Origin of the sequence: Uniformispora flossi, from assembly GCF_049534875.1 — a bacterium.
GTDB lineage: Bacteria > Actinomycetota > Actinomycetes > Streptomycetales > Streptomycetaceae > Yinghuangia > Yinghuangia aomiensis.
On the sequence record NZ_JBMULZ010000001.1, the window covers coordinates 875,985 to 893,123 of the forward strand.

Here is a 17,139-nt window from a genome sequence, read left to right on the forward strand (position 1 = left end):
TCGGAATGCCCCGAACCCTAGGACAGGAGTACTGCTCCCCCGCAGGCCCGGTCCATATGCCGGGCACCGAGTGTGACTATGGGACAACGCTTCTGACCAGCGGGAATGCCGTTATTTCCCGTGGTTCGGGCGGTTCTGTGACCTTGCTCTCAAGGGTGTCGCGGCGCGTCGCGGCCGGAGATTTTGCGGGATCACCGGGATTTCCGCGGAATGTTCACCGCATGATCCAGGTATCTTTTGCGCCGCCGCCGCGCAGCGAATGCACCAGCAGGCTGCGGAACGGCGCCGACCGGGTGAGGGCGACGGGCAGCACGACGGGGCCGCCGGACTGGCAGACGAAGGCGCGCAGGTCGACCGCGCGGGGTTCGAACCGTTCGCCGGTGAACGTCGGGTGGGTGGACAGCGCCACGGTCTCCTGCGCGACCCAGTGCCGGGGGTCGGCGGTGATGTCGGTGCGGGCCTGTTTGAGTTCCTGGTCACCCGCGTCGGGGCCGATGACGATGCCTTCGCCGCCGTAGCCGTCGACGGGTTTGACGACCAGTTCGTGCAGGTGGTCGAGGACGTACGCGAAGTCGTCGGGGTCGCCGCACAGGTAGGTGCGCACGGACGGCAGCAGCGGCTGCTCGCCGAGGTAGTACTCGATGAGGCGGGGCACGTAGGCGTACAGCACCTTGTCGTCGGCGACGCCGTTGCCGAGCGCGTTGGCGATCGCGAGGGTCCCGGTGCGCACCGCGGCGAGCAGGCCGGGGCCGATCGGGCGGCGGTCGGCACCGATGGCGGCGGCGAGGACGTCTTCGTCGACGCGCCGGTACAGCACGTCGACGGGGTAGGTGCCGTGCCGGCCGCCGGTGACGACCACCCGTCCGCCGACGAACCTCAGGTCGCCGGGGGTGACCACGGGCACGCCGAGCGCGTCGGCGAGGAAGCGGTGCTCGAACCACGCCGGGCTGTCCGGTCCTTCGCTGAGCACCGCGACGACGGGGTCGCCCGCGGTGCGCGGCGGGGCCGCGGCGGTGAGCGCGGCGTGCAGCAGCGCGGGCACCTGATCGGGTTTCAGGACGGCGGTGCCCGGGTCGAGTTCGGGCAGCACGGTGGCCGCGAGCCGACGGGCGGCGAGCGCGTAGGCGAGCCCGGCGGGCATGTTGAGGTTGTCTTCGAGGACGAGCCATTCCCCGGTGCCGTCTCGCACCAGGTCGATGCCGGCGAGGGTGATGCGCACGGTGTCGGGCGGCAGGTGCCCGCCGGTGCCGCGCAGGCCGGGTGCGCCGTCGACGACCCAGGCGGGCACGATCCGGTCGCGGACGACCTGGCGTTCGCCGTGCACGTCGTGCAGGAACGCTTCGAGGGCGGCGACGCGCTGGGCGAGGCCGCCGCGCAGCCGGGCCCAGTCGTCGCCGGCCACCACACGGGGCAGCAGGTCGTAGGGGTAGAGCCGGGGTTCGTCGGCGCCGTCGGGGCGGAACAGGGTGCCGTCGACGCGCTGGAGTTCGTCGCGGGCGCGGGCCCGGACCCGCAGGCGGGCGGCGCCGAGGCGGGTGAGCGCGGCGACGGGGGCCGCGTAGGCGGGGCGGACCCGGCCGTCCGGGCCGAGCGCTTCGTCGAACGCGGCGCGGTAGCCCTCGAACAGGCCGGGGGTGCGCGGCGCGGGCACCGAGCCGGCGAGCGGGACCGTGGCATCGGCCCGGGTCTGTGCGGCGACCAGGTCGACGGCGTCGGCGAGCGAGCCGCCGCGGGCGACGGCGGCTCGCTGGCGGGCGGCGGAGCTGCCCCGGCCGAGGGCGGCGAGCGCGCAGCCGGACGCGGTGTCCCAGTCGCCGAGGTCTTCCAGGTAGGGGCGGACGGTGGTCAGCAGCGTGTCCACGACGTCGGCCGCGGGCGCCGTGTGCAGCCGGATCGGGTGGACGAGTTCGCCTTCCAGCCCGGACCGGGCCGCGCGCCACGTCGCGGCGCGCAGCCACTCCTCGCGCATCCGCGGCGGCCGGGCGCCGTCGACGGCCTTGTGGCAGCCGCGCACCACCAGGGCGCGGAACAGCGCGGCGAGCATCACGACGTCGTCGACGTCCGGGCACGAGTCGGTGATGCGGAGTTCGAGGGTGGGCAGGTGCCGGGACGGGCGGGCGTCGTAGTAGACCATCCCGGCGTCGGCGATCACACCGGACCGCAGCAGGCCTTCGACCATCTCGTCGTATTCGGCGGCCGACGCGAAGGTGCCGGCCGGGCCGGAGGTGGGCCAGCGCCGCCACACGGTGCTGCGCCAGCTCGCATAGCCGGTGTCGCCGCCGAGCCAGTAGGGCGAACTCGCGGACAGCGCCAGCAGAACCGGCAGCCACGGGGCGAGCCAGGGAAGCGCGGCGACGGCCAGGTCGCGGTCCGCGACGCCGACGTGCACGTGCGCGCCGCAGATGAGCTGCTCGTGCGCGAGCCGCTGGAAGGAGTCGACCATGCCCAGGTAGCGGGCGTCGGCCGTGACGGGGATTTCCTCGAAGCGGGCGAGCGGGACGGTGCCGGCCGCGACGATCGCGAGCCCGGATTGTTCCGCGGAGTCCGCGACTTCGTTTCTGGATCGGACCAAGTCCGCGCGCAAGTCCGAGAGTTCGGTGTGCGGGTGGCTGTTGGTCTCGATCTCGGACTGGTGGAGTTCGGCCGTGAAGCCCTTGGCGGGCAACCGGTCGAGGACCTCGCGGGCGCCCGGCACCAGATGCCTGGTGTCGAGCCCGACGAGGTGGAACTCCTCTTCGACCCCGCATGTGACCGCGCGTGTCGCCCCAGCACTGCCGCTGCCCATTTCGACAGCGTAATGTTACCCGAAAAACGACGTACAGTTACGCCGCGGTCGAGTTATGTCCGTGTTGATCGACGTTCGGACCAGTTGAGCGGTGCCGTCACCGTCCGTGTCACGGTGCCGTGGCAAACCGGCGGGACGCTGACGGACCGTGTCCGAACCACGGCCGTGGCGTCCCGGGTTCCGCGTTCGGCGGAGCCCCGGGCATCACGGAACGGATCCGAACCGGCTCCCAACCGGCTCCGAATCGGCTCCTGAACCGGCCCCGCATCAGCTCGGGACCGGTCCGGGACCGGCTGGGCTCAGAGGTGCGGCAGGATCGCCGGGACCAGCGCGTCGATCGTGTGCGCGACGGCCGGGGCGCCGATCGCGGTCATCGTCCAGCCGCCGTCGCCGTCGCGGACGATCTTGGCGAAGATCTTCGCGTTGTGCGTGCCGGTCGGGACGACTTCGTACCGGGCGAGTTCGGCGCCGGTGGCGTCCTCGATCAGCCGGCAGTACGCCGCGGAGATCTTCGAGAAGTCCGCGCCGGAGAACGAACTGGCCGTGAACACCAGCGCGGTGACGCGCGAGGGCAGCGCGGCGAGGTCGACGGTGACCGTCTCGTCGTCGCCGTCGCCCTGGCCGGTCACGTTGTCGCCGCTGTGCGAGACCGCGCCGTCCTTCGACTTGAGCTGCCGCGCCCACACGCTGTCCACCATGTGGTGGTCGGCGTCGAACAGCAGGCAGGCGGCGTCCAGGTCGACACCGGTCAGCGCCTGCAGCCCGGGGCGCAGAGTCGTGTGCCTGACCGGGTCCCACCCCAGGCCCATGTGCACCCGGCCCAGCTCCTCGCCGTCCTTGCCGAGCGCGACGCGCGCGCCCTGGGCGAGTACTACCGCCATCTCGCAACCCCTCCCTGAGTCCCCCGTGGGCGCTTCGCGCCCCTGTCGTCGTACCGCTCCCGCGCGATCCGCGGGGCATAGTCCAGCAGCAATCCTGGGACCCGGGATCGGCCGCCGCGGGCGACTTGGTCGGATGTTGGGACGATCATGACCAGGCCGGTGCCGGGTGAGCGCGGTGTGCAGCGGGCCGCTACGGTCGGTGGCCGTGCCCACTGCTCCGCCGGACCCCGCGGCCGGCCCCGACGCCTCCGACGCCTCCGACGCCCCTCGGACTCCCGACGCCGAGGCGGTGCAGGCGGCGCTGGCCGACTGGTGCCCCGAATACCGGCCGCTGGTGACGCCGTCGCCGGGCGAGGAACCGGTGTCCATGGCGGCCTGGTCCGATCCGGCGTGGCTGGCCGCCCGGGTGGCCGCGTCGCACCGCCGCTACCGCATCGACGACGCGCGGGTCGCCGCGACGCTGTGGTGGTTCTCGGCGAGCACGGCCTTGCTGACGCCGGCGTTGGCGACGCTGGTGGTCACCCGCTGGGCGGTCGACCCGCGGCCGGCCGCGACGGTGCTGCACATGCGGCGCGACGGGCTGCCGTCCGGCGCACGCTCCTCGGGCGTGGCCGGGCAGGACCCGGCCGCCGTGGGTGCGGTGGTGGGCGAGGCGGTGGCGGCGTACATCGACGCGCTCGCGGAGGCCGCACCGCTGCGGCCGCGTGCCGGGTGGGCGATCGCGGTGGACACGATCGCGGGCGCGCTGCTGCGCGCCGGGACCACGATCGGCGAACCGGACGCCGCGGCGGCTCTCGCCGCGCCGCTGGTCGCCGCGGCCGGGAAGGCCGCGGGCGTCGCGGTCCCGCGGCCGCGGTTCACGGCGTTCCCCGGCATGACGTTCGTGCACCGCACCTCGTGCTGCCTGCTCTACCGCGCCCCGGGCCAGCCGATGTGCACCAGCTGCCCGGGCCGCCGCCCGGCCGAACGCGAAGCGGACCTGCGGAATTTCGCGGAGCGCTACGGGCGGCGGTAGTCGGCCGGAGACCGCCGGGAGGCCCCGGGCCCTCGGCCGGATCAGGCTCCGGGCAGGTGGACGCCGCTCCCCTGCGGGGCCTCGACCGTGGAACCGGCGGGCGGCTTGGCCACGTTGACGACGACGCCGTACTGCCATTCCATGTAGGCGCCGTCCGATTCTTCAAAGCGCACCGGCAGCAGCCCTTGGGACAGGGCAAGCGACAGGATCGCGGTGTTCGGGCCGCTGCGCCCGACCACCGGAATCACCTGCTGCCCGGCAAGTGTCCGGACCGACAGCTTCTCCTTCGGGCGGAACACGTTCAGCGGCAGCGTCGGGTTGGCGATTTCGGCGATGCCGACGAACTTCTCCCAGCCGGCCATGGATTGGCTGACGTGCACGTATTTCTTGCTGAGGGTCTCGGCGACGCTGCTCGGCGCCTTCGCCGACGACACCCAGAACGCCTTGTCGGCCTTGATCCAGGCGTCGCCGTCGATTCTGCGGATTTCGGCGTGTGCGGAGCCGAGGCTCATGCTGCCTTGGAAGTCACCGGTGTTCAGGTCGACGAGCATGTCGTAGGCGACGGTCTCGCCCTCGCCGGAGGCCCGCAGCGCGACCCGGACGGTCGGCGTGGACCCGGCGGCCTTCCGCGCCCGCTTGAGCAGTTCGTCGGCCGGCAGCTCCGCCAGCCGGTCCGGCGGCAGCGATCCCGTCGGTATCGGGGACGCGCTGCCGCGCGGCGTCGCCGTGGCCGACGGGCCGGGCGATGCCGACGACTGGCCTACCGCCTCCGGGAACGGATGCTGTTTGGCCTGCAACCGCCCGCACGACGTGAGCAGCGCGACCCCCGTCACCGCGACCGCGACCGTGCGTATGACCGGGCCACCGACCCGCTGTGCACCCATGGAAAACCGCTCTCCCCCGCTGTTCACGCACGCCCCACCCGACGTGCCGTGCGGAAGCGTACGCCGGGGCGCCGACGTGCGCCATGGAGAAAAACGATCACGTTGGCAGGGTGCGCGGCAGTGCTTCCAGTCCGTCCAAAAACCGGTCCACGACAAAGCGGAAGCGTTCGTCCATATCGGGACCGGCCATCGCCCGCGCGGACGCCACGAGGTGCGGATACCGGTCGGCCGGCAACCCCTCGATGAGATCGGCGATCTCGTCGACGGCGGCCCTCCGCCCGAGGCGCCCCTCGGCTTCGGCCGCGGACACCGCGGCCTGCTCGTTGAGCATGAAGCCGGTGACGGTGATCCCCAGTGTGTAGCTCGCCAACGTGGCGTCCTGGCGGCTGAATCCGGCGTCGTGCAGCACTTCGAGCTGCTGCTCCATGACGGTCCACATGCCGGGCCCGTGCAGGAAGCGGCCGGCGAGCACCCGCACCGCGTCGCGGCGGACGCGCAGGAACTCCCGGAAGCCCCACGCGATCGCGCCCAGGTCGGTGCGCCAGTCCCCGGACCGCACCGGGAGGTCCGGCGCGGCGGCGAGCATCAGCGCGTCGCCGAGCAGGTCGAGGAGTTCTTCCTTGCTGCGCACGTGCCAGTACAGCGACGGCGCGCGGACGCCCAGCTCCGCGGCGACGGCCCGCATCGACAGCGCGTCGAGGCCGTCGCGCTGGAGCACGGCCAGTCCGGCGCGGGCCAGCGCGTCGCGGGTCACCGAGCCGCGCTCGGCGCTCTTCACTTCCCGGGGCTGTGTCATCGCCTGAAATCTACTTGCCGGATCGGTCGCCCTCCGCCACTCTAACGGCGTTAGAGTGTTCCCTAACGCTGTAAGGGAGAGTGGCCGTGGCCACCGAAGTACGACCCCGGCCGGACGGGGCGCGACCGCCCGGCGAGCCGCGCAAGGGCGTGATCCTGGGCGTCCTGTGCGTGGCGCTGTTCATCGCGATGCTCGACAACGTCGTGGTGTCGAACGCGCTGCCGACCATCGACCGCGATCTCGGCGCGGGAGTCAGCGGCCTGCAGTGGGTCATGGAGGCGTACAGCCTGGTGTTCGCGGCGTTCCTGCTCACCGGCGGTACGCTCGGCGACCGCTACGGGCGCCGCCGGGTGTTCCTCGTCGGCCTGAGCCTGTTCACCGCGGGCTCGGCGCTGTGCGCGCTGTCCGGTTCGCTCGGCGTGCTCATCGGCGGCCGCGTCGTGCAGGGCCTCGGCGGGGCGCTGCTGATGCCCGGGACGATGGCGATCATCCGGCACGTCTTCACCGACGACGCGGAGCGGGCCCGGGCGATCGGCCTGTGGTCCGGGGTGTCCGGCGCGGGGCTCGCGCTCGGGCCGGTCGTCGGCGGGCCGATGGTCGACGCGTTCGGGTGGGCGAGCATCTTCTGGATCAACGTGCCGATCGGCATCGCGGGCGTCGTGCTGGGTGCGGTGTTCCTGCCGGAGTTCGCCGAACGCCGCGGCCGTCTGGACGTGGCCGGCCTGGTGCTGGGCGTGATCGCCATCGGCTCGCTGGTGTACGCGCTGGTCGAAGGCCCCGCGCGCGGCTGGTCGTCGACTCCGGTGCTCGCCGCGGCGTCGGTGTCCGCGGTCGCGTTCGTGCTGTTCGCCGTCGTCGAACTGCGGGTGGCGACACCGATGCTCGACCTGGCGTTCTTCCGCGACCGCTTCGTGGCCGCCGCGGTGTGGGGCGGATTCGCGGTGAGCTTCGGCATGTTCGGCGCGCTGTTCTTCATCGGCCTGCTCATGCAGGACATCTACGGCTGGTCGGCGGCCGGCTCCGGATACACCGGGCTGCCCGCGACGGTCGCGCTGATGGCGGCCGCGCCGGTCGCCGGACGGCTGTCCGCGCGCTACCACCCGCGGGTGCCGCTGGTCGCCGGGCTCGCGCTGTGCGCGGTGGCGTTGGGCGGGCTGTCGCTGTACGGCGTCGGCGCGTCGTACGCCGCGTACTTCTGGGTGCTTCCCGTGCTCGGCGCCGGCATGGGGCTGGCGATGTCGCCGGTGTCGATCACCGTCATGTCCCGGGTCGCCCCGGCGCGCGCCGGGATGGCGTCGGCCACCGGCAACACCGCGCGCGAACTCGGCGGTGTGTTCGGCATCGCGGTGCTCGGCGCGGTCCTCACCGCCCGGCTGTCGGACAGCCTGACCGACCGGCTCGGCGCGGCGGGACTGCCCGCGGCGGACGTGCGGCACACGGTCGACGCGGTGACCGCGGGTGGCGGCGGGGGCGTCGGACACCTCGGACAGGCGCCGCCGGTGGTGCGGCACGCGTCCGAGACGGCGTTCGTGGACGGCCTGCACCTGGCGCTGTGGACCGGCGCGGCGGTGCTCGCCCTCTCGGCCGCGGTGGTCGCCTGGCTGATGCGCCCGGAGCCGCGGGCCGAGCAGCCCGTCGAGCAGTCCGGGCCGGTGGCGGACACCCGGCCGGTGGCGGCCTGAGCAGCGCCGGGGGTGCCGCGGGCCTGGCCGTGCCGATACGCGGTTAGGGCGTGTCTGGTGGATATTCGCGCCCCTCACGTCGTCTGGTGCCGTGCATCGCAAGGCGCAGGCCCGCAGCTCGTACTCGTCCGTACTCGCAAGGGCCTGCAACGCGGCCTGGGAGGGCCGCCAGGCCCGGATGCGGTGCCAGGCGGCGTGCGGGGTGTGAAGATCCACCAGACACGCCCTAGGCTCGCGGCACGCCGTTGGATGTCTCCGGGAGGTCTGCTGTGTCCGCGCTTGTGACGCCGTCCGCGGGCGGGGGGCCCGATCGCGCCGATGCGGTGGCCGTCGCCGGGGAGTCGGTGAGCCGCGAGGACCTCTTCGGCGCGGCCGCCGCGCTCGCCGACGAGATCGCGGGCAGCCCGGCGGTCGCCGTGCGCGCGACCGCGAGCCTGGGCACGGTCGTGGCGACGCTCGCCGGGCTCACCGCCGGGGTGCCGGTCGTCCCGGTACCGCCGGACTCCGGCCCGGTCGAGCGCACGCACATCCTCGGCGACTCCGGGGCGGCCCTGCTGCTGGAACCCGGCGGTCCGGGTGCATGGGACGACATCACGCTCCCCGTCGTCCCGGTCGCCACCGCGGCCCGCGCGGCGAGCAGCTACCCGGAGCCCGCTCCGGACAGCACCGCGTTCGTCCTCTACACCAGCGGAACGACCGGGGCACCCAAGGGAGTTCTTCTCTCCCGCGGCGCGCTCGCGGCCGACCTCGACGCGCTCGCGGACGCCTGGGCGTGGACGCCGGACGACGTGCTGGTACACGGGCTGCCGCTGTTCCACGTGCACGGACTGGTGCTCGGCGTGCTGGGCGCGCTGCGCACCGGGTCGCGACTGGTGCACACCGGGCGGCCGACGCCCGAGGCCTACGCGAAAGCGGGCGGGAGCCTGTACTTCGGCGTGCCCACGGTGTGGTCGCGTGTCGCCGAGGACCCGGCCGCGGCGGCCGCGCTGGCCGGGGCCCGGCTGCTCGTGTCGGGCAGCGCCCCGCTGCCGGTCCCGGTGTTCGACCGGCTGGCCGCGCTGACCGGGCATGCGCCGGTCGAGCGGTACGGCATGACGGAGACCCTGATCACGGTGAGCACCCGCGCGGACGGCGAACGCCGCCCGGGCTTCGTCGGCCTCCCCCTCGACGGCGTGGAGACGCGGCTGGTCGGCGAGGACGGCGCGGCGGTTCCGTACGACGGCGAGACGGTCGGCGAACTCCAGGTCCGCGGCGCGACGCTCTTCGCCGGCTACCTCAACCGCCCCGACGCCACCGCCGAAGCCCTCACGTCCGACGGCTGGTTCCGCACCGGCGACGTCGCCAACGTCGGCCCGGACGGCTGGCACCGTATCGTCGGCCGCGCCTCCACCGACCTCATCAAGTCCGGCGGCTACCGCATCGGCGCGGGCGAGGTCGAGGGCGCGCTGCTGGCGCACGACGCGGTGCGCGAGGCGGCCGTGGTGGGCGTCCCGCACGACGACCTGGGCCAGGAGATCGTGGCGTTCGTGGTGGCGGAGGGTGTCACCGGGCCGGAGCTCGCGGACTTCGTGGCGCGCTCGCTGTCCGTGCACAAGCGCCCGCGCCGCGTCCTGCTCGTCGACGCCCTCCCCCGCAACGCGATGGGCAAGGTGCAGAAGAAGCAGCTGCAAGCCTGAGCGGCCCGTCGGCGTCAGCCCGTGCTGCCGCCGACGCCGATCTCGTTGCCGTCCGGGTCCCGGTAGACCACCTTGGTCACGCCGCCGTCGTATGTCTCGCGTCGCGCCGGCTCGATGCCCCGCCGGCCGATCGCGGCCACCCGCTCGTCGAGGTCGTCGACGAACGTCAGCACCAGGGCGTTCCCCGCCCTTACCGGGTCCTCGACGATGTAGACGTAGCGGTGCTCGGCCACTTCCCACACCGCCTCGGTGTCGTTCGGGAGAAACGCCGGGGGGCTGCCGAAGAACCGCTCGTACCACGGCAGCGCCGCGGCGTAACCGGCGACGGGAACGCCCGCGAAGAGGTTCGGACCCATGCTGCCCTCCGGGTGCGGTCGACGTGTCACCTGTACCGACTCCGCCGGCGCCGGAAACTCATCGGTCCGCCATTCCGCGCGCCTGCTCGGCGCTTGCCAAGTCAGCGCTGGATGACCGGCCGTCCCGCGAGATAGTATGCGCGCATAGCAAATGACGGGCCGCACGCACTCCCCCGAACGGAGACCGCACCATGTGGACGCACGAGCACACCGCCGAAACACCGCTGACCCGCGAGGCGATCTGGAAGGTCCTCGCCGACATCGACAACTGGGCCCGCTGGGACACGTCGATGGAGTCCGTCGCACTGCTCGGCCCGTTCGCGGTCGGTTCGCAGCTGTCGATGACACCGATCGGGCAGGACGCGATCGTGTCGACGATCAGCGAGATCACGGAGAACGAGCGCTACGCGGACGAGACCGAGTTCAACGGCCTCACCCTGCGCTTCAGCCACACCCTCGTCGCGCTGCCGGCCGGCGGCACCCGGGTCGTGCACCGGCTGGAGATCGACGGCCCCGGCGCCGACGCCGCCGGTCCGGAGGTCGGGCCGATGATCACCGAGGACTTCCCCGAGGCCATGGAGGGGCTACTGCGCCGCGCGGCCGAGTGATCGTCCGGGGGTACGCGCCCGGGGCGCGAACGGCCCAGCGCCCGAGCCGAGTTCCGGTGCCAACGAAACGGATCGGGCAAGATGCCGGTATGACGAACGAGGATCTGGCCCGCCGCGGCTTCGCCACCGGAACCGACGTCTACCACCGCGCCCGCCCCGCCTACCGCCCCGAGGTACTCGCCTATGTGGCCGAGGCCGCGGGTCTGGTCCCGGACGCCCACGTGCTCGACCTGGCCGCCGGCACCGGCCGCATGACCCGCGAACTCGTCGCGCTGGGGACCGACGTGACGGCCGTCGAGCCCGCGCCCGCGATGCGCGAGACCTTCGTCGCCGAACTGCCCGACGTGCGGCTCGTGGACGGCACCGCGGAGCAGATCCCGGCCGGTGACGCCCAGTTCGACGCCGTCGTTGTGGCGCAGGCGTTCCACTGGTTCGACGCGCCGGCCGCGCTGCGCGAGATCGCCCGGGTGCTGCGGCCGGGCGGCGCCCTCGCGGTGCTGTGGAACGAACGCGACCAAAGCGAGCCGTGGGCGGCCGAGTTGGGCGCGGCGACGCGCTGGGAGGGGTTCCGGCCCTACCTGGTCGACCGGGATCTGGGCACGGACCTCGACGCGAATGGCCGCTACGAACCCGCGGTGCGCCGCGACTTCCACTGGACGGACCGGCTGACACACGAGCAACTGCTCGAACGCGTCGGTACGTTCAGCTACGTGGTGGCCATGCCTGAGCACGAACGGACAGCCCTGTTCGGGCGGGTGCGGGCGTACCTGCCGAAGCTTCCGGATCCGGTGGAACTGCCGTATGTGACGGGCACGCTCGTGAGCCGCAAGCGTGGCCGCTGACCTTCCGGCATCATGCCCACGGAACGTCGCCCTCGACGAGCGCGGCGAGCCTGACGGCTGCCTCGGCACGCGGATTCAGGTCGGCGACGGCCGGGTGGCTCGGGAAGAGGGTGACCAGCACACCGGACACGATCGACCAAGGCGGAACCGCACCGGTCAGCATCGCGTGCCGCATCGGCGGCGGGAGCAGCCTCGCGAGCGCGACGCCACCGGGCCCGACCACCAGGAATCGCCGGTCGAAGCCGGCGTCGCCGGTGCCGGGACCGCGCACGGGGACCACCGCGCCGCCGAGCCGGGTCCGGACCCGGAAGGCCACGTCCGGGAAGGGGCCACCGACCAGGGGCACCAGATAGTGGGCGGCAAAACGCGGCGTGGAACTGGTGACGGTCCCGTCGCTGGTGGTCTCCCACCAGTGGTGGCACACCACCCGGACCGTGCGTGTGCCGGTGCGGCGTTCCAGGCACAGCACGCGACGGGCGCCTCTCGGGCCGTCGCCCGCGGGGCCGAGAGGGTGGTCGAGCGGCAGCGTGCGCCAGCCTGTTGCCTGCGCGTACACGTGGAACTCGGCCATGCGCAGCGCAGCCGCCCGTTTCGCGCGCCGCACCGCGAACCCCGACACGACCATGAAGACGGCGAGGAAGCCCCACACCGCGAAGACCAAGACCATGGACTGCCCCCGAACGGACATGGCTCCGTGGCCACAGGGACGCCTGGCCGCCCGCCCGCGGTTCCCCCGGCTGCCGGGCACGCACGCACTTCGGCCCGGCCCCCTGAGCGGGGGCCGGGCCGAGGGGCGCGCCGGCACGTCAGTCGCGGGTCGCCACCAGGTTGGTCTCCGGGAGGCGGACCAGCGGGATGCGGCGGGTGCAACGGGTCTGGTAGTCGTTGTAGTAGGCGCGGTCGGCGGTCAGGCCGGCCCACGTCTCGGTGTAGTCGTCGCCGTCGAGGACCTCCGCATCGCTCCAGTACGTCGCCCGCTGGACGCGCACCAGGATCTGCGGGTTGGCCTTCTTGTCCGCGAGGTTGACGAACCACGACGGGTTCTTGTCCGCGCCCGCGAACGACGCGACGACGATGCGGTGGCCGTCCTTGTCGACCCAGTACGGGAGCGCGACCTTGTGGACGTTGCCCGTCTTGCGGCCGACCGTCTGGATGAGGACGTGGAGCATCCCCGCGACGTCCCACCACTCGTTCTCGTCCGAGCCTTCCATGCCCTTGACGTGTTCCTTCGTGAAGGCCACGATCTCGTCCGGGCTGGGCTCGATGAACTCTTCGTTGCGCTGATCCGTCGACATGTCGGGGAGCGTAATCACCGAAACTTGACCTTGCAATGCAATGGGTGTGTGACGCGTGCCGGGAGCCCCGGCACGCGCCGGTCAGACCCCGTCGAGCGAGCGCACCGTGCGCCCGAACTCCTCGATCAGGTGCAGGCTTACGCCCACCCGCCCGGTGTAGTCGGCCGGGCAGTCGCACAGCGCGAGCGCCCCTTCGACCATCTGCTCCATGGTCTCGATCTGGTCCGGCCGCACAATGTGCCCGACCAGCTCCTGCGCGCCCTCGCTCATCACCGCGGCGCGCGGTTCGACCGTGTTCACCCGGATGCCCGCGCCGTGCAGTTCCGCGGCGAGGCCGTTGGTCAGCCGGTTGAGGGCCGCCTTGGACGAGCCGTAGACGGTCGTGCCGGTACCGGTGCCGCCGAGCACGAACGGCGGGCCGGGCCACGGCTTCGCGGTCGCGCTGGAGACGTTGACGATCCAGCCCTCGCCGCGCTCGCGCATCCCCGGGATCGCCGCCTGCGCCAGGTGCAGCGGGGCGATGACGTTGATCTCGTAGTGCAGGCGGGCGCGGCGCAGCGGATAGTCCGCGACGGCCGCGTACACGCCCATGGCGGCGTTGTTGACCAGGATGTCGATCGGCCCGCCGAGGGCTTCGGCGGCTTCCGGGACGATCCGCTCGCGGTCGTCCTCGTTGGCCAGGTCGGCGCCGATCAGCGCGACCTTGCCGCCGTGCGCGGCGATGCGTTCGCCGACTTCGGCGAGGGTGCCGGGCAGCTTCGCCGAGGTGTCGAGGCTGCGGGCGGTGATGGCGACGTCCGCGCCTTCCGCGGCGAGGCGCCGGGCGAGGGAGGCGCCGATGCCGCGGCTGGCCCCGGTGACCAGGGCGCGGCGTCCGGCGAACCGCTTCTCGGACATGGGTCGGCTCCTCAGGGGCGGGTGAAGGCGGGGCTGTTGCTGTCCGCGGGCAGGCTGCCGAGCGGGGTGGCGATCTCGTCGTAGGTGGGCCCGCAGGCGGCGGCGTAGCGGTCCAGGACGTCGAGGTCGAAGCCGTACACCTCGGCGGCGTTCCCGGCGAGCATGCGGCGCAGGTCGGCCGGGTCGGTGCCGGGGAAGGCGCGGCGCAGGGCCTCGCGGGTGTACGGGTAGGTGCCTTCGTCGTGCGGGTAGTCGCTGCCCCACAGGAACCGGTCGATGCCGATCTCGTGGCGGCTGTCCGCTTCGACGGGGCTGGGGAAGCTGACGCCGACCCAGACGTTGCGGGCGAAGTACTCGGACGGCTTGAGCGGCAGCCGGTCGGCGTCGCCGTAGGCGAGTTCGCCGATCCGGCCGGACGACATCTGCGCGTGGTAGGCGTCGAGTTGGCGCAGCAGCGGCGGGATCCACGAGGCGCCCTGCTCGGTGATGACGAACTTCAGGCGCGGGAAACGCTCGAACGCGCCGGACACCAGCATGTGGGTGAGCGGACGGCGGAAGAACGTCGCGGCTTCGGCGATCCACAGGAACTTCGAGGCCGGGTAGGGCCCGTAGTCGGGCGAGCCGGATCCGCCGTGGTTGACGACGACGAGGTCGAGGTCCTGGCAGACCTCCCACAGCCGGTCCCAGTCGGGGGCGTAGATGGGCGTGATGCCGACCGCGTCCGGCGGGGTGGTCGGCACGAGGATGCCGGCGAGGCCTTGCTCCTTGGCCCACTTGGCTTCGGCGATCGCGTCGTCGATGTCGTTGAGGAAGATCTGCGCGAGGCCGGCCCGGCGGTGCTTGTGCTCGCCGCCGCACCACTCGGCGAGCCAGCGGTTGTGCGCGCGGATGCCTGCGAGGCGGCGGGCGTACGACTCGGCGGACGGCGGACGGGCGATGAGCTGGCCGGTCGGGAAGAACGGCGGCACGGTGTTGGGGAAGACGACCTCGGCGACGACGCCGTCGGCTTCCATCTCGGCGATGCGGCGGGCGTCGTCCCAGTTGCGGGTGCGGCCGTCGTCCTGCAGGTCGCGGAACGGGTTGCGGTACTTGCCGCGCCAGGCGTCGAACTCCTCGTGCCACGCGGAGTCGAGGTAGTTGCGGTAGGTCTCCATGTTCGCGCCGGCGTGGCCGTCGGCGGAGATGACGGTGTAGCGGTCGGTCATCGCGCCGCCTCCTTCTTGTCGGGCTGCCCCGCGGCCTCGGCGGCCTTCGGGTCGAGGTTGAAGACGCGCATCGCGTTGTCGCGCAGGAACTTGGGCCACACGTCGGCCTTGAACGGCACGTCGGGCAGTTCGCGGAAGATGCGGTCCAGGGAGAGGCCCATGGGGTAGTAGCCCGCGTACATGATCTTGTCGGCGCCGCGGGTGTTCGCGTAGTCGACGATCGCCTTGGGGTAGTACTTCGGGGCGAAGGCGGAGGTCATGTAGTAGAGGCCGGGCCACTTGAGCATGAGCTTGACGGCCAAGTCCTCCCACGGCTCGGCGCCGTGGCGCATCACGATGCGCAGCTCGGGGAAGTCGTAGCAGACCTGGTCGAAGTGCATGACGTCCTGGCAGGCGGCGGGCACGCGCGGCCCGGGGATCCCGGCGTTGGAGATGATCGGGATGTCCAGGTCGATGCAGGTCTGGTAGACCGCGTAGTAGCGGCGGTCGCTGACCGGCACCTGCGGGTTGCAGCCGGCCGGGAACGTGGTGACCGCGGCGATGCCGTGCTCGGCGTGCGCGGTGCGGATGCGGCGGACCGCGGCGGTGATGTCGTTCGGGTCGACCTCGATGCTGAAGCGGAACCGGCCCGGGTGGCGCTCGGCGGCCTTCAGGGCGGTCTCGCTCAGGCCGACGAGGCCGATCGCGACGCCGCACGCGTCCATCTTGGCGACGGTGGTGGCGATCGGGTCCTCGTCGTCGGCGAGCTGGTTGGGCACGCCCTTGAACATGTACTCGGCGGGGAACTCCATGCCGGCGCTGTCCGCGTCCTTGAGCTGCGGCTTGAGGAAGTCGTAGTGGCTGCGTGCCTGGGCGCTCGGGAATCCGATCATCAGGTCGACAGCGCCGACGTCGGCGGGGAAACCGGGCACGCGAAACCTCCTTGGCCGGCCTGGGTTTCAGGCCGCTACTGGGACATGTTTCACTCTACTTAGTTGATTGACTCTGTCAACCTATTGGCCGCGGGAGAGGTTGCCGGGCCTTGCTGTGCGGGCGCTCCGGCGGCCCGCTCCAGGGCCCGGATGTGGCGCAGGGCGAACAGCAGCGGAATGGCCCCGAAGAACCCGAAGGACATGTCGATCAACGACCAGTAGACGGGGATGCCGCGCACCGGCCCGCAGACCAGCGCCAACGGGACGAGCGCCGCGCACGCGATCAGGCCCCACTGCACCACCCACACGTTGCGCACGGGATCGCGCAGCGGGCCCCAGAAGGCGGCGGCGATCATCAGGTGGGCGAAGGCCAGCCAGTCGGTGCCGTACGCCAGGAACGGATAGTGCGCGTTCGTCACCGCGACGCCTTCGCGCGTCCGGTCGATCCAGGCCACGACGTCGGACGGCAGCCAGCTCGCGCGGTGCGCGAGGTCGGCCAGCCAAGCCGTCTCGGTCTCCAGCGGGAACGCGGTCAGTCCGCTGACGACGAGGCCGGCCAGGAAAACGGCGAGCCAGACACGTATGCGTCTCATGTGGTGCGCGGGGGATATCGCGTGGGTGGTCATGGCACCGGACGCTAGACCCGCCGGACAACCCCTCCGGGCCGGTAAAGCCCCTGGTCACACAACATGTGCAGACTGCGTGCAGAACCTTCACGACTCCGTCTGCGACCTCTCGGGGCGCCCGACCCGTCTCGTCTGTGGAAGGCCACCACGAAGGAGCAGCAATGCGCAGGAGCACCCGCGAGGGCTTCACCGAATTCGCCGAGGCCGCCGCGCCGCGTCTGCGCCAGACCGCGTACCTGGTGTGCGGCGACTGGCATCTCGCGGAGGACCTGACGCAGACCGCGCTGGAGAAGGTCTACGTGGCGTGGCGACGCGTGGAACGCGCCGACAACCCGGAGGCGTACGCGAAACGCATCGTCCTCAACGCCTATCTGGACAGACGGCGATTGCGCAGCTCCGGGGAAGTCACCGGCCTGGACGTCCGCGAACTCGACCGGCCCGCCGTCGACGGCGGCAGTGCCGAGTTGCGGCTGACCTTGCGCGCGGCGCTCATGAGGCTTCCACCGCGCACCCGAGCAGTGCTGATCCTGCGCTATTGGGAGGACCAAAGCCTGGAGAGCACCGCCGAGTTGCTCGGCATGTCGGTGTCCGCGGTCAAGAGCGCGGGTCCGCGCGGCCTCGCGCAGTTGCGTGACCTGCTGGGTACCGACCTGCCTTCCCTGTCGACGTCGTGACGAGCG

General features: G+C 72.4%; 17 protein-coding genes. 6 read left to right on the forward strand and 11 right to left on the reverse strand.

All coding sequences use genetic code 11. The features are described from left to right. Window positions 1–214: 214 nt before the first annotated feature. Window positions 215–2,785: a glutamate--cysteine ligase gene (locus ACPA54_RS03905; RefSeq protein ID WP_423526733.1), complete on the reverse strand. Its 2,571-nt coding sequence runs from the start codon at window positions 2,783–2,785 to the stop codon at window positions 215–217. Window positions 2,786–3,084: 299 nt separating this feature from the next. Beyond that, entirely contained in the window at window positions 3,085–3,666 is a 582-nt protein-coding gene (locus ACPA54_RS03910) for a TerD family protein (protein ID WP_423526735.1), read from the reverse strand. 205 nt (window positions 3,667–3,871) lie between these two features. Between ACPA54_RS03910 and ACPA54_RS03915 the strand changes: the two genes are divergently transcribed. Continuing rightward, the gene (locus ACPA54_RS03915; RefSeq protein ID WP_423526737.1) at window positions 3,872–4,681 is read left to right on the forward strand and encodes a (2Fe-2S)-binding protein; all 810 of its coding nucleotides are present in this window, start codon (window positions 3,872–3,874) and stop codon (window positions 4,679–4,681) included. 41 nt (window positions 4,682–4,722) lie between these two features. Here the strand turns inward: ACPA54_RS03915 and ACPA54_RS03920 are convergent, their stop codons facing one another. Continuing rightward, window positions 4,723–5,565: a hypothetical protein gene (locus ACPA54_RS03920; RefSeq protein ID WP_423526739.1), complete on the reverse strand. Its 843-nt coding sequence runs from the start codon at window positions 5,563–5,565 to the stop codon at window positions 4,723–4,725. 97 nt (window positions 5,566–5,662) lie between these two features. Beyond that, window positions 5,663–6,361, reverse strand: a complete 699-nt coding sequence (locus ACPA54_RS03925; protein WP_423526741.1) for a TetR/AcrR family transcriptional regulator C-terminal domain-containing protein — start codon at window positions 6,359–6,361, stop codon at window positions 5,663–5,665. Between the two features lie 86 nt (window positions 6,362–6,447). Here ACPA54_RS03925 and ACPA54_RS03930 point away from each other — a divergent pair, with 86 nt between their 5' ends. Then, on the forward strand, window positions 6,448–8,043 hold the full coding sequence (locus ACPA54_RS03930) for an MFS transporter (protein ID WP_423526743.1): 1,596 nt from the start codon (window positions 6,448–6,450) through the stop codon (window positions 8,041–8,043). A 269-nt stretch (window positions 8,044–8,312) separates the two neighbouring features. Further along, window positions 8,313–9,719 (forward strand): acyl-CoA synthetase, encoded by a 1,407-nt coding sequence (locus ACPA54_RS03935; RefSeq protein ID WP_423526744.1) that lies wholly within the window; start codon window positions 8,313–8,315, stop codon window positions 9,717–9,719. Window positions 9,720–9,733: 14 nt separating this feature from the next. Here the strand turns inward: ACPA54_RS03935 and ACPA54_RS03940 are convergent, their stop codons facing one another. Next, on the reverse strand, window positions 9,734–10,075 hold the full coding sequence (locus ACPA54_RS03940) for a VOC family protein (RefSeq protein WP_423526746.1): 342 nt from the start codon (window positions 10,073–10,075) through the stop codon (window positions 9,734–9,736). 191 nt (window positions 10,076–10,266) lie between these two features. On the opposite strand from ACPA54_RS03940, the gene ACPA54_RS03945 reads away from it, so the two are divergent. After that, on the forward strand, window positions 10,267–10,683 hold the full coding sequence (locus ACPA54_RS03945; protein ID WP_423526748.1) for an SRPBCC family protein: 417 nt from the start codon (window positions 10,267–10,269) through the stop codon (window positions 10,681–10,683). A gap of 89 nt (window positions 10,684–10,772) precedes the next feature. Further along, window positions 10,773–11,525 carry a class I SAM-dependent methyltransferase gene (locus ACPA54_RS03950; protein ID WP_423526750.1) on the forward strand — a complete coding sequence of 251 codons (753 nt, stop codon included), beginning with the start codon at window positions 10,773–10,775 and terminating at the stop codon, window positions 11,523–11,525. A gap of 10 nt (window positions 11,526–11,535) precedes the next feature. On the opposite strand, the gene ACPA54_RS03955 is transcribed toward ACPA54_RS03950, so the two are convergent. The 6 genes from ACPA54_RS03955 to ACPA54_RS03980 form a co-directional block, all read right to left on the reverse strand. Continuing rightward, complete coding sequence (locus tag ACPA54_RS03955; protein ID WP_423526752.1) at window positions 11,536–12,213, reverse strand: hypothetical protein; 678 nt, start codon at window positions 12,211–12,213, stop codon at window positions 11,536–11,538. A gap of 118 nt (window positions 12,214–12,331) precedes the next feature. After that, entirely contained in the window at window positions 12,332–12,820 is a 489-nt protein-coding gene (locus ACPA54_RS03960) for a nitroreductase/quinone reductase family protein (RefSeq protein WP_423526753.1), read from the reverse strand. 81 nt (window positions 12,821–12,901) lie between these two features. Beyond that, window positions 12,902–13,717 carry an SDR family NAD(P)-dependent oxidoreductase gene (locus tag ACPA54_RS03965; RefSeq protein WP_423526756.1) on the reverse strand — a complete coding sequence of 272 codons (816 nt, stop codon included), beginning with the start codon at window positions 13,715–13,717 and terminating at the stop codon, window positions 12,902–12,904. 11 nt (window positions 13,718–13,728) lie between these two features. Then, window positions 13,729–14,922, reverse strand: coding sequence for an amidohydrolase family protein (locus ACPA54_RS03970; RefSeq protein WP_423526758.1), 1,194 nt, complete (start codon window positions 14,920–14,922; stop codon window positions 13,729–13,731). After that, window positions 14,919–15,833 carry an amidohydrolase family protein gene (locus tag ACPA54_RS03975; protein WP_423526760.1) on the reverse strand — a complete coding sequence of 305 codons (915 nt, stop codon included), beginning with the start codon at window positions 15,831–15,833 and terminating at the stop codon, window positions 14,919–14,921. Before ACPA54_RS03975 ends, ACPA54_RS03970 begins: the two co-directional genes overlap by 4 nt. Window positions 15,834–15,892: 59 nt before the next feature. Next, window positions 15,893–16,459, reverse strand: a complete 567-nt coding sequence (locus ACPA54_RS03980) for a hypothetical protein (RefSeq protein ID WP_423526761.1) — start codon at window positions 16,457–16,459, stop codon at window positions 15,893–15,895. Window positions 16,460–16,620: 161 nt separating this feature from the next. On the opposite strand from ACPA54_RS03980, the gene ACPA54_RS03985 reads away from it, so the two are divergent. Further along, window positions 16,621–17,133: a SigE family RNA polymerase sigma factor gene (locus ACPA54_RS03985; protein ID WP_423526763.1), complete on the forward strand. Its 513-nt coding sequence runs from the start codon at window positions 16,621–16,623 to the stop codon at window positions 17,131–17,133. The last annotated feature ends 6 nt before the right edge of the window (window positions 17,134–17,139 follow it).

Coding starts and splice junctions, on each gene's coding strand:
- ACPA54_RS03905 (WP_423526733.1), bottom strand. CDS start 2,785: ATGGGCAGCGGCAGTGCTGGGGCGACACGCGCGGTCACATGCGGGGTC.
- ACPA54_RS03910 (WP_423526735.1), bottom strand. CDS start 3,666: ATGGCGGTAGTACTCGCCCAGGGCGCGCGCGTCGCGCTCGGCAAGGAC.
- ACPA54_RS03920 (WP_423526739.1), bottom strand. CDS start 5,565: ATGGGTGCACAGCGGGTCGGTGGCCCGGTCATACGCACGGTCGCGGTC.
- ACPA54_RS03925 (WP_423526741.1), bottom strand. CDS start 6,361: ATGACACAGCCCCGGGAAGTGAAGAGCGCCGAGCGCGGCTCGGTGACC.
- ACPA54_RS03940 (WP_423526746.1), bottom strand. CDS start 10,075: ATGGGTCCGAACCTCTTCGCGGGCGTTCCCGTCGCCGGTTACGCCGCG.
- ACPA54_RS03945 (WP_423526748.1), top strand. CDS start 10,267: ATGTGGACGCACGAGCACACCGCCGAAACACCGCTGACCCGCGAGGCG.
- ACPA54_RS03950 (WP_423526750.1), top strand. CDS start 10,773: ATGACGAACGAGGATCTGGCCCGCCGCGGCTTCGCCACCGGAACCGAC.
- ACPA54_RS03955 (WP_423526752.1), bottom strand. CDS start 12,213: ATGTCCGTTCGGGGGCAGTCCATGGTCTTGGTCTTCGCGGTGTGGGGC.
- ACPA54_RS03960 (WP_423526753.1), bottom strand. CDS start 12,820: ATGTCGACGGATCAGCGCAACGAAGAGTTCATCGAGCCCAGCCCGGAC.
- ACPA54_RS03965 (WP_423526756.1), bottom strand. CDS start 13,717: ATGTCCGAGAAGCGGTTCGCCGGACGCCGCGCCCTGGTCACCGGGGCC.
- ACPA54_RS03970 (WP_423526758.1), bottom strand. CDS start 14,922: ATGACCGACCGCTACACCGTCATCTCCGCCGACGGCCACGCCGGCGCG.
- ACPA54_RS03980 (WP_423526761.1), bottom strand. CDS start 16,459: ATGACCACCCACGCGATATCCCCCGCGCACCACATGAGACGCATACGT.
- ACPA54_RS03985 (WP_423526763.1), top strand. CDS start 16,621: ATGCGCAGGAGCACCCGCGAGGGCTTCACCGAATTCGCCGAGGCCGCC.